The sequence below is a fragment of the Streptomyces sp. NPDC005805 genome, assembly GCF_040630445.1.
Classification (GTDB): domain Bacteria; phylum Actinomycetota; class Actinomycetes; order Streptomycetales; family Streptomycetaceae; genus Streptomyces.
This window is the reverse complement of sequence record NZ_JBEXXN010000073.1, coordinates 17,506-31,247: the sequence shown is the minus strand read 5'-3', so window position 1 is coordinate 31,247 and position 13,742 is coordinate 17,506. Positions and strand designations below refer to the sequence as shown.

Here is a 13,742-nt window from a genome sequence, read left to right as displayed (position 1 = left end):
GACTGAGCCGGCATCCGTGACGTTGCGCCGGGCGGCTCCCCGCCCGGCGGAACGCCCATCTCCCAGTCCAGCCCGTAGCGCTGGAACAGCTCCGCCCGCAGCCGCGCGCGGGGCATCGGCGCGCCCGGCAGCAGCACCGCGAAGACCGCGCCCATCAACAGGGCCCGCAGCAGCGGGTACTCCGTGTCCGGGTCCTCGGCGCCGTAGCGCGTCACCGTGTCCCTCAGCAGCGCGGCGAGTTGCTGCTGCTCGGGGCACTGCACGAAACCGTCGGCCTGGAGGATGCCCGCCATGTGCGCGCGCATCAGCACCGGACGGTCCACCGCCAGCCCGAGGATCGCGTCGACGGCCCGGGCCAGCAGCTCCCGCCCGTCCTCGCTCCGCGGCTCACGCTCCAGCGCGGCACGCAGCGTGCGGTGCATCAGCCGGTGCACCGCCGACTGCAGCAGCTGCCGCTTGCCCGGGAAGTAGTACGAGACCAGCCCCCGCGCCGCCCCCGCCCGGTCCGCGATGTCGCCGAGCTTCGTGGCCTCGTAGCCCCGCTCGCCGACCAGGTCGACCGTCGCCTGGAGCAGCCGCTCGCGGGATCGCCGCCGAAGCTCCTCATTGACCTCTGCGCTTCGCGGGGACATGCTGGACTCCTGCGTTGACTGGCTCCGAGCCAATATACTCAGCGCGTGCTGCGGCCGGCCCCCAGGGCCGACCGCGCTGTGTGCCCCCGGACCGGGCGACGCGGGGGATCGCCCGGTCCGGGCTCAGCGCCGCCGTAGCCGGCCGCGCCCCACCGGTCTCCGGTCGTACGCGAGGACGGCGAGAGCCGCCACCAGGGCCCCCAGCAGCCAGCCGGCGAGGACGTCGGACGTCCAGTGCACCCCCAGGTAGACGCGGGTGAACCCCACCCCGAGCACACTGACCACCGCGAGCGCCGCCCCCCGGGCGAGCGCCGCCCCCCGCGCCCCTCTGCGCACCGCCACCCACAGCAGCAGGCAGCAGCTCAGCATCGCGGTCAGGGCGTGCCCCGACGGATAGGCGGCGTAGTGCGCCGAGTCGACCGGATCGGGCCACTCCGGCCGCTCACGCCCCACCAGGGTCTTGAGCCCCTGGGACACCGCCGCCCCCACCACCGTGGCCACGGCCACCCAGACGGCGAGCCGCCGCTCGCCCCGGACCCACAGCCACACCGTCGTGACCGCGATCAGCAGCCGGAAGGTCCAGGGGTCCCAGAACCAGTCGGTCAGGATCCGGTTGGCCCGGGTGAGTCCCGGCTCGGCGACCGCCGAGCGGTGCAGCGCCCCGGCCACCTCGCGGTCGAAGCCCAGCAGCGGCTGCCACGCGGCGGCGACGAGCACGGTCAGCACCGCCGCGGCGGCGAGACAGCCCGCCGCGGTGACGGCGGCGGCGCGGCTCGGGGGAGCGGGCGGTGGGGGGAGTACGGGGGCCGGGCCGTGGTGAGGGGAGGGCATGGTCACGATCCTTGCCCCTCGCGGCGCGGCTACGCTAACCCAGCGCGCGCAGACCCGGGACGAAGGCCACGAGCAGCGGAACCACGGGCACCAGCGCGGCCGCGGCGGTCAGCCGCAGCCGCCGGCCCGCGGTGAGGCGGGGCACCGGGCTCAGCAGCCGGTTCACCCGCTGCGGTACCTGGGCGTCGTGCGGGGCGGCGCAGGGGTCGAACACCCCGCGCTCCTCGTTGAGTTCGACGAGCGCCAGGGCGATCGTCAGCCGTCCGAAGCGGCGCGAGGCGACATCGTCGGCGGCCAGTTCCACCAGCCGGTGCATCTCGTCGCGGAACGCGGCGAACACCGGGATCTGCGGAAAGCCGCCCGCCAGCGCGGCCGAGCAGTTCAGCAGCCAGTCGTGCCGGGCGTTGGCGTGGCCCTGCTCATGGGCGAGGACCGCGTCGAGCTGGCGGCCCTTCAGCCGGCGCAGCGCGGCCGTGGTGACCACCAGCTGCGGCGCGGCGCCGGGCAGCCACCAGGCGTCCGGGCGCTCGCCCTCCAGGACCACCAGGGGCGCGTCACCGGGCTCCTCGCCGGGCATCAGCGGCGCGCGCACCAGCAGGTCCTTGCGTCGCTGCCGCTTGCGCCGGTGGGCCCGGACGATCTCCCGGGTCAGCATCGCGACCGTCCACAGACCGCCGCAGGCGAGCACCACCGCGAGCACCGCCGACCAGGGGTTGTCCGCGCTCAGGGCGTACGCCTCGACGACTCCGTGCGGGGCGGGGGCGAAGACATGGCCGCGCACCAGCTGCCAGGCCGCGGCGGCGCTGAAGGTCATCGAGAGGGTGAAGGAGATGAGGACGGCGGCGACCACGCACTGCCAGAACCACAGGGCCACCACGGGTTCGCGCTCCGCCCAGTCGGCGCGCATCATCAGCCGGGGGGCGACGACGGCGGCCACGGCGCCGAGCATCAGCAGCGCGAGCGAGACCATCATGCTCCCAGCCTATGAGCGCGGAGTACCCACGGGTACGGGATGGCGCCGCAAGTGACACACGCCACGTTTGCCGCCGGGGCGCGGCGGGGGTACGGCGGGGCACGAAAGGGGCGGGCCGGCGGCCGGCCCCGGGGCCGGGCTCCTCAGAGCGTCAGGAGCATCGCCAGCATCCCCGTCGCCATCGCCAGCCGGCAGGCCGGCACCAGCTCCCCGCCCCCGTGCCCGGCCGCCGCCCCGCCGGGCGAGGGGCCCGCGACCGCCGGGACCAGCCGGGCGCCCGCCCGCAGCACGTACACCGTGAAGTAGACGAGCAGCACCGCCGTGACGAGGGGCGCCGACGCGGCCCCCTCGTGCGCAGGGTGGCCGCCGCCCCGGCCCGGCCCGGCCATGGCGAGCGCCATGTGCACCATCGCCAGGCAGCCCACCAGATGGTGCAGATGGCGCGGCGGACGCCCGCACCGACGCAGCGTCCACAGCACCCGCAGCCCGGCGGCCCCGAACACCGCCGCGTACGCCGCTCCCTGCCAGGGCGGCGGGGCGAGCACGGCCGCCGGCACGGCCATCGCGGCCATCCCGAAGGCCATCAGCGCCTCGCCCCCGGCGGACTCCCGGGCCTCACCGTGGCAGTCCCGCATCCGGGCCAGGCAGTACGCGCCGGTCCCCAGGCACAGGGTCATCAGCAGCCAGCCGGACATCGTCGGCCCGTGCACACGCACCCCTCTCGACGGCTCCCGGCCCCCGACGGCCCTCGCCGGCGGCGTCGAGACAGCGATGCCCCGCCGCCGCCCGTCCACGCGAGCGCACAGGCGTACAGCGGGCGTACGGGGAGGCGCGGCGGGGAGCGCCACCCGGCGCGCGCCCGCCCGCGTACCCGGCCCGCCACGCCCCGGCCGCCCCGCGCGCACCCCTTCCGGCCGCCGGTGCGGGGCGCGTTAGTCTCGTCGGGCACACCGGAGCCCGGGCCCGGCCGCACGCACCCGCACGCGTGCGTCCCCGCCCCGTCCGGGCACCCGCACCCGCAGACGAACGGAGCCGCCCATGGACACGGACACCGCCACGCCCCCCGTCCGCGGCGGACTCGTCTACCGCGACGCCGTCGCCGAGGACGTCCCCGTACTCGTCCCGCTGATCGAGTCGGCGTACCGGGGCGACGCGAGCCGCGCCGGCTGGACCACCGAGGCGGACATCCTGGGCGGGCAGCGCACCGACCCGGAGGGCGTGCTCGCGGTGGTCACCACCCCCGGCAGCCGGATGCTCCTGGTGGAGCGCGACGGCGAGACGGTCGCCTGCTGCCAGCTCGAACACCGCGGCGACGCCGCCTACTTCGGCATGTTCGCGGTCCGGCCGGGGCTCCAGGGCGCGGGTCTGGGCCGCGAGATCATCGCGGAGGCCGAGCGCCGGGCGGTCGCGGACTGGGGCGTGCGCGAGATGCACATGACGGTGATCACGGTCCGCGAGGAACTGATCGCCTGGTACGAGCGCCGGGGCTACCGCCGCACCGGGAAGCTCAGCCCCTTCCCGTACGGCGACGAGCGCTTCGGCATCCCGCAGCGGGACGACCTCGCCTTCGAGCTGCTGGTCAAGGACCTGGCCCCGCCGCTGGGCTGATCCCGCCGAGGAGGCCGGGCCGGGCGCCGCCGCGTCAGGCGGTGGACCGGCCCGGGCGCCGCCGCGTCAGGCCGTGAACCGCCCCGTGCGCCGGATGTCGGGGAAGTCCGTGGTCGCGCCGTCCAGTTCGAAGGCGCGGACCAGCCGCAGGTGCTCCTGGGTGTTGACCACCCAGCCGATGACACTCAGCCCCTCCTCGCGGGCCCGCTCCACCGTCTCCAGCGTCAGCCGGCGGATGTTGAGCGCCAGACCGGCCGCGCCCACGGCCTTCGCCCGGTCCGTGATGTCCGTGCCCCAGCGGCTCGCGATCAGCACCGTGCGCACCCCGGGCACCAGGGCCGCGATCTCCGCCACGGCCTCGTCGTGGAAGGAGGAGACCTCCACCCTCGGCACCAGATCGCGGCTCTTCATGACCTCGGCCAGGGCGCGGGCCGCCGCCACGTCCTTGATCTCGGCCTGGAGCGGGGCGGCGACGGCGTCGAGGACCTCCTCGAAGACCGGGACGCGCTCGCCCCCGCCCGCGTCCAGCCTGCGCAGCTCGTCGAGGGTCTTCTCGGCGATGGGGCCGTGGCCGTCGGTGGTCCGGTCGACGTCGGTGTCGTGCATGACGGCGAGGGCGCCGTCCTTGGTCAGGTGCAGGTCCAGCTCGATGGCGTCCATACCGCTGCGTTCGGCCCGGACGAAGGACCGCAGGGTGTTCTCCGGCTCGACGCCCATGACCCCGCGATGACCGATGGTGAGGAAAGTCAAGGTTCTCCCGCTTCCGTCGACGGCGGCTCCCGCGCGACCACTCAGCCTAGCCCTCATATGACGCCCTGTGACCGGTCCTGCGCGGGGTGTCCGGAAGAGGTGCTCCGCGGGCGCTTCCGGGCCGCGCGGCCGCTCGCCTGCCCCGGATTCCCGCAGGTGAACCCTCCGGAGCCCGGTTATGACGCAGCTCACCGAAAATACTTCTGCGATCATGGGGGTTCCGCAGGATAATTTACGAGTCGGCCCCTTGTCTGTCGGAACTACTGATGGATACGGTGTCTTGACGCGAGGTTCTCCCGTGAAGGAAGTGACATGACGGAAATTCTTGTGCAGGACGCCACAGAGGCGGCCGTGATCCAGGGCGAGCGAGTGGTCGACCACCCGGCCTGGCCGGCGCTCAAGACGGCCGTCGAGGAGATCCGCCCCTGGCAGTCCAAGGACGGCTCGATCGACTTCACGGCGGAGGGCGTCCCCGGGCGCGCCGCCGCCGAGGCCGCCGTCGCCCGCGTCGTCGAGGCCGTCGGGGCCCTGTCCCCGCTGCTGCCGCACGACGCCGCCTACCACGGCGCCCTCGTGAAGGACCTGCGCGCCTGGGCCGCCGGCGGCTTCGAGGTCCCCGACTTCCTGGACTCGCTGCTGGCCTTCCAGCCGGCGGCCGACCGCCGGGACGGCCTCCAGCACCTCGTCGTCTTCCCGATGTACACGCAGAACGGCAACCCGGACCGCAATCTGGAGGCCGTCGTCCTGCGCATGGTCTGGCCCGACTGGCTGGCCGAGCTGGAGCGCACCCGCTACGACAACCCCCTCTTCTGCGGCATCGCCTTCGAGGACTTCACGGCCGGCTACGACACCAACTCGGCCGTCCTCTTCCCCGAGACCATCGCCGTGCGCGAGGCCCCCGAGCGCTTCACCTGGGGCGGCATCTTCTGCGACCGCGAGGCCGCCCGCTTCCGCGCCGTCACCGAGGAGGCCGTGCGCGTCCTCGGTCTGGAACTGCCCGACGACATCCGCGAGATGGTCGGCGACCAGGAGCGCTGCGAGAAGGCGTTCGTGCTCTGGGACATGGTCCACGACCGCACCCACAGCCACGGCGACCTGCCGTTCGACCCGTTCATGATCAAGCAGCGCCAGCCGTTCTGGATGTACGGCCTGGAGGAGCTGCGCTGCGACCTCACCGCCTTCAAGGAGGCCGTGAAGCTGGAGGCCGAGGGCAACGCGCACGGCCGCGACGTCCAGTACGCGGTGCTCTTCGACCGCATGTTCCGCTTCCCCGTCTCCGGCGACCGGGTGCGCAACTACGACGGCCTCGGCGGCCAGCTCCTCTTCGCCTACCTGCACAAGCACGACGTGGTCCGCTGGACCGACAACACGCTGAAGATCGACTGGGAGCGGGCGCCGCAGGTCACCAACCAGCTCTGCGCCGAGATCGAGACCCTCTACCGCGACGGGATCGACCGCCCCAAGCTGGTCCACTGGTTCGCCGCCTACGACCTGGTCTCCACCTACCTCCCGCCCCACCCCGGCAGCCGCTGGGCCAAGGGCCCGGACGCTCTCGACCTCTCCCAGCCGCCGCGCAAGCTGGTGGACGATGTGCTTCCGGACGAGTTTCCGCTGAGCATGTTCTATGAGGCGCTGTCCAAGAAGCTGAAGAACGTGATCGCCTCCGCCCGGGGCATCACCGCCTCTTCCGCAGGGCAGTCTTCCGGAGCTGCCGCGTGACCTCGACGACCCAGGAGGCGACGACCATGGACAGGAACGCTGGCGGGGCGCTCGACGGCGCGGTGGTCGCGGTGGCCGGAGCGGGCGGACCCGCCGGGCGCGCCGCCCTGCTGCGGCTCGCCGAGGCCGGGGCGACCGTGGTGGCGGCCGACGCGGACGCGCAGCGCCTCGCCGAGGCCGTGGACGCGGCCCGGTACGCGCACGGCGGCGCGACCGTCACCGGCGACACCGTCGACCTGCTCGACCTCGCCGCCACACGGGACTGGGCCGACCGCACCGAGAAGGAGTTCGGGCGGATCGACGGCCTGGTCCACCTGGTCGGCGGCTGGCGCGGCAGCTCCCGCTTCACCGAGACCGCCCCGGCCGACTGGGCCCTGCTGGAGAAGCTGCTGATCCGCACCCTGCAGAACACCAGCCTCGCCTTCCACGACAGCCTGCTGCGCAGCGACCGCGGCCGGCTGGTGCTCATCAGCGCGGCCGGCGCCGGCAAGCCCACCGCGGGCAACGCCGCCTACGCGGCGGCCAAGGCGGCCGCCGAGGCGTGGACCCTCGCCGTCGCCGACTCCTTCCGCAAGGCGGGGGGCGAGGACGGCCCGGGCGCGGCGGCTGCCATCCTGGTCGTCAAGGCGCTGGTGCACGACGCCATGCGCGCCGAGCGACCGAACGCGAAGTTCGCGGGCTTCACCGACGTGACGGAACTGGCCGACGCCATCGCCGGAGTGTGGGACCGGCCCGCCGAGGATCTGAATGGACAGCGCCTGTGGCTGACGCCCGCCCCGTGAAGACCGACGCCCGACGCCACCACGACCCCGATGTGCGCGGCTTCGCCAGCGACAACTACGCCGGCGCCCACCCGGAGATCCTCGCCGCCCTCGCCCTCGCCAACGGCGGCCACCAGGTCGCCTACGGCGAGGACGAGTACACCGGCCACCTCCAGCGGATCATGCACAGCCACTTCGGTCCCACCGCCGAGGCGTTCCCGGTCTTCAACGGCACCGGCGCGAACGTCACCGCCCTCCAGGCGATGACCGACCGCTGGGGAGCCGTGGTCTGCGCCGAGTCCGCCCACATCAACGTGGACGAGGGCGGCGCGCCGGAGCGGATGGGCGGCCTCAAGCTGCTCACCGTGCCGACCCCGGACGGCAAGCTCACCCCCGAGCTGATCGACCGGCAGGCGTGGGGCTGGGACGACGAGCACCGGGCCATGCCCCAGGTCGTCTCCCTCACCCAGAACACCGAGCTGGGCACCGTCTACACGGTGGACGAGATCCGCGCGATCACCGGGCACGCCCACTCCCTCGGGATGAAGGTGCACCTCGACGGCGCCCGGATAGCCAACGCCGCCGCCTCCCTCGACGTCCCCATGCGGGCCTTCACCAACGCGGTCGGCGTCGACGTCCTCAGCTTCGGCGGCACCAAGAACGGCATGCTCTTCGGCGAGGCCGTCGTCGTCCTGAACCCGGACGCCGTCAGCCATATGAAGCACCTGCGGAAGCTGTCGATGCAGCTCGCCTCCAAGATGCGCTTCGTCTCCGTGCAGTTCGAGGCGCTGCTCGCCAAGGACCTCTGGCTGCGCAACGCCCGCCACGCCAATGAGATGGCCCGCCGGCTGGAGGCGGGAGTCCGCGACGTGGACGGCGTGGAGATCCTCCACCCCGTCCAGGCCAACGCCGTCTTCGCCCGCCTCCCGCAGGAGGTGAGCCGCCGGCTCCAGCAGCGCTTCCGCTTCTACTTCTGGGACGAGGCGGCCGGCGACGTCCGCTGGATGTGCTCCTTCGACACCCGCGAGGACGACGTGGACGCCTTCGTCCAGGCCCTCAAGGAGGAGACGGCCCGCTGAGCGGAGCCGGCTCCCACGCAACGCGCCCGCCCTTGAGGGCGGGCGCGTTCGCGTTGTGGGTGAGGACACCCGGGGGAGTGCAATGGAGTGGACCGTCCGGTACTGTTCAGGGCACCGCGCGGTACCACCGTGCCCCCGCGCCCTCAGAGATCCGAACGGCGGACCCCACCCGATGTCCCTCACCCTGACCGTCGCCGACGAGGTGCGTGCCCTCGCGCCCGGATTCGTCCACGTCGCCGTCGAGGCCCACGGCCTCGCCGCCGGGCCGAGCAACGCCGACAGCTCGGCCCTCCTGGACGACGCCGCCCGCCGGCTCACCGCACGCCTCGCCGGGCGCGCCCCGCACGAGGACCCGCACATGGCCGCCTGGCGCGAGGCGTACACCGCCTTCGGCGCCAAGCCCTCGCGCACCCGCAACTCCGCGGAGGCGCTGGCCCGCCGGGCCCTGGCGGACGGCGGACTGCCCCGCGTCAACACCCTGGTGGACGCCTACAACGCGGTCAGCGTCGCCCATCTGATCCCGGTCGGCGGCGAGGACGCCGACCGCATCACCGGCGGTATGCGCCTGGTGCGCGCCACCGGGGACGAACCGTTCGCCACCGTCGCCGGCGGCCAGGAGACGGTGGAGCACCCGGAGGCGGGCGAGGTCGTCTGGTGCGACGGGGAGGGCGTGACCTGCCGGCGCTGGAACTGGCGCCAGGGCGTGCGCACCCGCCTCACCGAGGAGTCGGTGAACGCGCTCTTCCTGCTGGAGGGCATGGCGCCCGGCACCGGACCCGGCCCGCTCGTCGCCGCGGCCGAGGAACTGGCCGGGCACCTGGAGAAGCTGAGCCCCGGGGTGCGGATCGTCCTGCACGCGCCGGAGTCCTGAGACAGCCGGGGGCCTGACCCCGGGTCGCAGGGGCCCGTCACGCCGTGGCAGGTCCGCGCGGGCCCGTCGCCGGGCCTGTTCGCTTCGTGCCCGGCCCTCGCGGCCCCGGCTCAGTGGCTCTCGCGGACCTCGGCCGGCGTCGGCGCCGTGCCCCCGAGGTGCGCCGGCACCCACCAGGTGTCGGCCGCGTCCTTCGGCCGCACGGGGTACGCCCGCTGCGCGGCCTCCAGCAGCTCCTGCACCCGCTCGCGCAGCCGCCGGGTGATCGCCCCCGCGTACTGGTCCGAGGGGGCCTCGACGGGCTCGCCCACCCGGATCGTCACCGGGATGTGGGAGCGCTTGAAGTTACGGGGGCGGCCCTTGGTCCACACCCGCTGCGTACCCCACAGCGCCATCGGGATCAGCGGTACGCCCGCCTCCTGGGCGAGCCGCGCGGCCCCCGACTTGAAGGACTTCAGGGTGAACGACTGCGAGATCGTCGCCTCCGGGAAGACGCCCACGATCTCGCCCGAGCGCAGCGCGTCCAGCGCGTGCCGGTAGGCGGCCTCGCCCTGCTTGCGGTCCACCGGGATGTGCTTCATCCCGCGCATCAGCGGCCCGGAGACCTTGTGCCGGAACACCGAGTCCTTCGCCATGAAGCGGACCAGCCGCTTCTGCGGCAGCGCCGCGAGACCCGTGAAGATGAAGTCCAGATAGCTGATGTGATTGCTCACCAGGACGGCGCCCCCGGTCCGGGGGATGTGCTCGGACCCCTGAGTGTCGATCTTCAGGTCCAGCGCCTTGAACATACCGAGGGCGGCGCCGACGACCGGTCGATAGACGAGCTCTGCCATGGGGGGAGGACCCTTTCGTCGTGCCCGGGGAGGGGTCTCCCGGTGTAAGTTACGCAGCCGTAGGTTTTCGGCATCGGGCCGATCGTGCCCCATGAGCGGCCGGGTGACCAGCCCCTGGGCCGCCGGTGGGCGAGATTCTCGTCACGTTCCGCCGTCACCGGGTCACACCCGGCCCGGGAATCGCGCGCCGCCCCTCGTGTGTTGCCAACGTGCGGAAGCCGGGCACGGTTCCTGGGGAGGCCGGGCACGGTTGCAGGGGGAACGAAAGGGGCGCGAAGGTGCGGAACGTCAGTGCGGCGGACGGGGTGTGCGGGACGCGCGGGACCCGCCTTGATGCCGGGGACCTCGGCACGGGACTCCTTGATGCCGGGGACCTCGGCACGGGACTCGGTGAACGGGCCACCCTGGTGCAGTTCTCCACCGCCTTCTGCCAGCCCTGCCGGGCCACCCGCCGCACCCTCGCCGCGGTCGCCGGCATGGTCGAGGGCGTCGCCCATGTCGAGATCGACGCCGAGGCGAGCCTCCCGCTGGTCCGCCGGCTCGGCATCGACCGCACCCCCACGGTCCTCGTCCTCGACGCCGCCGGGCGCGTCGTCACCCGGGCCGCCGGCGCGCCGCGTACCGCCGACGTCATCGCCGCGCTGGGCAGGGCGGTGTGACGGCCCGTGAGGCGGGCGGCGGTCCGCAGGGGCGCCGGTCCGTGAGGTTGGTCCCACATCCCCGTGCGCGCTTGACTGCGCACCGCGACGATCGCCAGGCTGATCACGTGCACCAGGAACTCCTTCTCCACGGGCGGGCCCATGTCGACCTCGCCCGGGTCGCGAGCGCCCTCTGTCCCGCTGTCGCACACGCCGACTAGTCGCACACGCCGACTAGCAGTGGCCGCAGCGTTCGCACCGATGCAGAAGGACTCCGCCATGACCGCGCCGACCGACCTGGGCACCCCCGCGCGTGCCGTCCCCGCGCCCCCGCCGCGCCTCCCCGGCGCCGATACCGCCCCCGCCACCGTCGTCCCGCAGCGAGTGGCGCCCGGCGCCCTGCTGCCCGGCACCCCCGACCTGCTGCGCTCGGTCTTCCGCGGGCACGCGGCCGGTGTGGCGGTGATCACCGCCCGGGGCGCCGGAGCGGGCGCGAAACCGGTCGGGTTCACCGCCACCTCCCTCACCTCCGTCTCCGCCGACCCGCCCCTGATCTCCTTCGGCGCCGGCACCGGCTCCTCCAGCTGGCCCGTCCTCGCGGAGGCCGAGTACGTGGGCGTGCACCTGCTCGCCGAGCACCAGGCCGCCCTCGCGGCCACCTTCGCCCGCTCCGGGGCCGACCGCTTCGCCCCGCCGACCCGCTGGGGCACCGGCCCCGAGGGCGTTCCGCTCCTCGACGGTGTGCTCGCCCGGCTGGTCTGCCGCGTGATCGCCCGGGTGCCCGCGGGTGACCACCGGGTGCTGATAGCCGAGGTCGCGGCGGGGGAGCACGGGGTCGGCGGGCGTCCGCTCGTCTACCACGAGGGGCGTTTCACGGGCCTGCGCGAGCCGTCCTGACGACCGTTGTCAAGGTCACAGTGCAAAGCGCTTGCTTAGCGGGAACGCTGTGGGTGTACTGGCGAGTAATATTTCGATCGGAGCGCAGGCCCGCCCCGACCGGGATCCGCCCCTTCGGACGCCTATGCTGCGTTCACAAGGCATTTCCAATAGAGACGATGCAGTAGGAGAGCCGGCGTGAGCCTGAGGATCGTTGTCTGTGTGAAGTACGTGCCCGACGCCACCGGCGACCGGCACTTCGCCGATGACCTGACCGTCGACCGCGACGACGTCGACGGCCTGCTGTCGGAGCTGGACGAGTACGCGGTCGAGCAGGCGCTCCAGATCGCGGAGGAGGCCGACGACGCCGAGGTCACCGTGCTCACCGTCGGCCCCGAGGACGCCAAGGACGCGCTCCGCAAGGCGCTCTCCATGGGCGCCGACAAGGCCGTCCACGTCGAGGACGACGACCTCCACGGCACCGACGTCATCGGCACCTCGCTGGTGCTTGCCAAGGCGATCGAGAAGACCGGCTACGACCTGGTCATCGCCGGTATGGCCTCCACCGACGGCGTCATGGGCGTCCTCCCGGCGATCCTGGCCGAGCGCCTGGGCGTCCCGCAGGTCACCCTGCTGTCCGAGGTCTCCGTCGAGGACGGCACGGTCAAGGGCCGCCGCGACGGCGACACCGCCAGCGAGCAGCTTGAGGCCGCCCTCCCGGCCGTCGTCTCCGTGACGGACCAGTCGGGCGAGGCCCGCTACCCGTCCTTCAAGGGCATCATGGCCGCCAAGAAGAAGCCGGTGGAGTCCCTGGACCTGGAGGACCTGGAGATCGAGGCGGACGAGGTCGGCCTCGAAGGCGCCTGGACCAAGGTCGACTCCGCCGCGGAGCGCCCGGCGCGCACCGCCGGCACGATCGTCAAGGACGAGGGCGAGGGCGGCAAGCAGCTCGCGGAGTTCCTCGCGGGCCAGAAGTTCATCTGAGGCTTCGGCCACCCCCAACGCCCCCTTCGCACTTCGCAAGCAGGAGAGAAGAAGTCCCATGGCTGAAGTTCTCGTCTACGTCGACCACGTGGACGGTGCCGTCCGCAAGCCCACCCTGGAGCTGCTGACCCTGGCCCGCCGCATCGGCGAGCCGGTCGCCGTCGCGCTCGGCGCGGGTGCCGCCGACACCGCCGCCGCGCTCGCCGAGCACGGCGCCGTCAAGGTCCTGACCGCCGACGCCCCGGAGTTCGCCGACTACCTGGTCGTCCCGAAGGTCGACGCCCTCCAGGCCGCGTACGACGCCGTGTCCCCGGCCGCCGTCCTGGTGCCGTCCTCCGCCGAGGGCAAGGAGATCGCCGCCCGCCTCGCGGTCCGCATCGGCTCCGGCATCATCACCGACGCCGTCGACCTGGAGGCCGGCGACGAGGGCCCGGTCGCGACCCAGTCCGCGTTCGCCGCCTCCTTCACCACCAAGTCCCGCATCACCAAGGGCACCCCGGTCATCACGGTCAAGCCGAACTCGGCCGCCGTGGAGGCCGCGCCGGCCGCCGGCGCCGTCGAGGCGCTGAACGTGTCCTTCTCCGACCAGGCCACCGGCACCAGGATCGTCTCCCGCACCCCGCGCGAGTCGACCGGCCGCCCCGAGCTGACCGAGGCCGCGATCGTGGTCTCCGGTGGCCGCGGTGTCAACGGCGCGGAGAACTTCGCGATCATCGAGGCCCTCGCCGACTCCCTCGGCGCGGCCGTCGGTGCCTCGCGCGCCGCCGTGGACGCCGGCTGGTACCCGCACACCAACCAGGTCGGCCAGACCGGCAAGTCGGTGTCGCCGCAGCTGTACATCGCCTCCGGCATCTCCGGCGCGATCCAGCACCGCGCCGGTATGCAGACCTCGAAGACCATCGTGGCCGTCAACAAGGACGCCGAGGCCCCGATCTTCGACCTGGTCGACTACGGCGTGGTCGGCGACCTCTTCGAGGTCGTCCCGCAGCTCACCGAGGAGGTCAAGTCCCGCAAGGGCTGACCGCTCCACCTCCCGTCCAGGGGCCGCACGGTGCTTCCACCGTGCGGCCCCTGCCGCGTCCGGCGCACCATTGACGCAGCTCACGGCCGCGTAATACTTTCGTTCAACAGAATGTTGAATCCGTGATGCGGAAAGGCGCGGCGCGAGCACGCACACGCGGCACGGA

Annotated in this window: 15 protein-coding genes; 9 read left to right on the top strand and 6 right to left on the bottom strand. The window is 73.4% G+C overall.

What is annotated here, in order from left to right; all coding sequences use genetic code 11:
* The 4 genes from ABZ457_RS28045 to ABZ457_RS28030 all read right to left on the bottom strand — a co-directional run.
* Positions 1-632, bottom strand: a 632-nt coding sequence (locus ABZ457_RS28045) for a helix-turn-helix domain-containing protein (protein ID WP_359162917.1), incomplete at its 3' end; no start/stop codon positions are given.
* Between the two features lie 123 nt (positions 633-755).
* On the bottom strand, positions 756-1,463 hold the full coding sequence (locus ABZ457_RS28040; RefSeq protein WP_359162914.1) for a phosphatase PAP2 family protein: 708 nt from the start codon (positions 1,461-1,463) through the stop codon (positions 756-758).
* A gap of 34 nt (positions 1,464-1,497) precedes the next feature.
* Positions 1,498-2,436 (bottom strand): M56 family metallopeptidase, encoded by a 939-nt coding sequence (locus ABZ457_RS28035; protein WP_359162911.1) that lies wholly within the window; start codon positions 2,434-2,436, stop codon positions 1,498-1,500.
* A gap of 143 nt (positions 2,437-2,579) precedes the next feature.
* Positions 2,580-3,146 carry a DUF5134 domain-containing protein gene (locus ABZ457_RS28030; protein ID WP_359162909.1) on the bottom strand — a complete coding sequence of 189 codons (567 nt, stop codon included), beginning with the start codon at positions 3,144-3,146 and terminating at the stop codon, positions 2,580-2,582.
* Positions 3,147-3,474: 328 nt separating this feature from the next.
* Here ABZ457_RS28030 and ABZ457_RS28025 point away from each other — a divergent pair, with 328 nt between their 5' ends.
* A complete protein-coding gene (locus ABZ457_RS28025) occupies positions 3,475-4,044 on the top strand; it encodes a GNAT family N-acetyltransferase (protein WP_359162906.1) in 570 nt (189 codons plus the stop codon).
* A gap of 66 nt (positions 4,045-4,110) precedes the next feature.
* Here ABZ457_RS28025 and ABZ457_RS28020 read toward each other — a convergent pair whose 3' ends face one another.
* Positions 4,111-4,761: a glycerophosphodiester phosphodiesterase family protein gene (locus ABZ457_RS28020; protein ID WP_359162931.1), complete on the bottom strand. Its 651-nt coding sequence runs from the start codon at positions 4,759-4,761 to the stop codon at positions 4,111-4,113.
* A 345-nt stretch (positions 4,762-5,106) separates the two neighbouring features.
* Here ABZ457_RS28020 and ABZ457_RS28015 point away from each other — a divergent pair, with 345 nt between their 5' ends.
* From ABZ457_RS28015 to ABZ457_RS28000, 4 genes are all read left to right on the top strand, one after another.
* Positions 5,107-6,513 carry a DUF6421 family protein gene (locus ABZ457_RS28015; protein WP_359162903.1) on the top strand — a complete coding sequence of 469 codons (1,407 nt, stop codon included), beginning with the start codon at positions 5,107-5,109 and terminating at the stop codon, positions 6,511-6,513.
* Positions 6,514-6,539: 26 nt separating this feature from the next.
* Complete coding sequence (locus tag ABZ457_RS28010; RefSeq protein ID WP_359162900.1) at positions 6,540-7,295, top strand: SDR family NAD(P)-dependent oxidoreductase; 756 nt, start codon at positions 6,540-6,542, stop codon at positions 7,293-7,295.
* The gene (locus ABZ457_RS28005; RefSeq protein WP_359162929.1) at positions 7,292-8,353 is read left to right on the top strand and encodes a low specificity L-threonine aldolase; all 1,062 of its coding nucleotides are present in this window, start codon (positions 7,292-7,294) and stop codon (positions 8,351-8,353) included. The genes ABZ457_RS28010 and ABZ457_RS28005 overlap by 4 nt, the downstream gene beginning before the upstream one ends.
* A gap of 172 nt (positions 8,354-8,525) precedes the next feature.
* Entirely contained in the window at positions 8,526-9,224 is a 699-nt protein-coding gene (locus ABZ457_RS28000) for a phenylalanine--tRNA ligase beta subunit-related protein (protein ID WP_359162897.1), read from the top strand.
* A 110-nt stretch (positions 9,225-9,334) separates the two neighbouring features.
* Here ABZ457_RS28000 and ABZ457_RS27995 read toward each other — a convergent pair whose 3' ends face one another.
* Complete coding sequence (locus ABZ457_RS27995; protein WP_359162894.1) at positions 9,335-10,057, bottom strand: lysophospholipid acyltransferase family protein; 723 nt, start codon at positions 10,055-10,057, stop codon at positions 9,335-9,337.
* 305 nt (positions 10,058-10,362) lie between these two features.
* On the opposite strand from ABZ457_RS27995, the gene ABZ457_RS27990 reads away from it, so the two are divergent.
* From ABZ457_RS27990 to ABZ457_RS27975, 4 genes are all read left to right on the top strand, one after another.
* The gene (locus ABZ457_RS27990) at positions 10,363-10,716 is read left to right on the top strand and encodes a thioredoxin family protein (protein WP_359162926.1); all 354 of its coding nucleotides are present in this window, start codon (positions 10,363-10,365) and stop codon (positions 10,714-10,716) included.
* Positions 10,717-10,974: 258 nt separating this feature from the next.
* The gene (locus tag ABZ457_RS27985) at positions 10,975-11,592 is read left to right on the top strand and encodes a flavin reductase family protein (protein WP_359162891.1); all 618 of its coding nucleotides are present in this window, start codon (positions 10,975-10,977) and stop codon (positions 11,590-11,592) included.
* 177 nt (positions 11,593-11,769) lie between these two features.
* Complete coding sequence (locus ABZ457_RS27980; protein WP_026277950.1) at positions 11,770-12,555, top strand: electron transfer flavoprotein subunit beta/FixA family protein; 786 nt, start codon at positions 11,770-11,772, stop codon at positions 12,553-12,555.
* A 58-nt stretch (positions 12,556-12,613) separates the two neighbouring features.
* On the top strand, positions 12,614-13,576 hold the full coding sequence (locus ABZ457_RS27975) for an electron transfer flavoprotein subunit alpha/FixB family protein (protein ID WP_359162886.1): 963 nt from the start codon (positions 12,614-12,616) through the stop codon (positions 13,574-13,576).
* Positions 13,577-13,742: the final 166 nt, after the last annotated feature.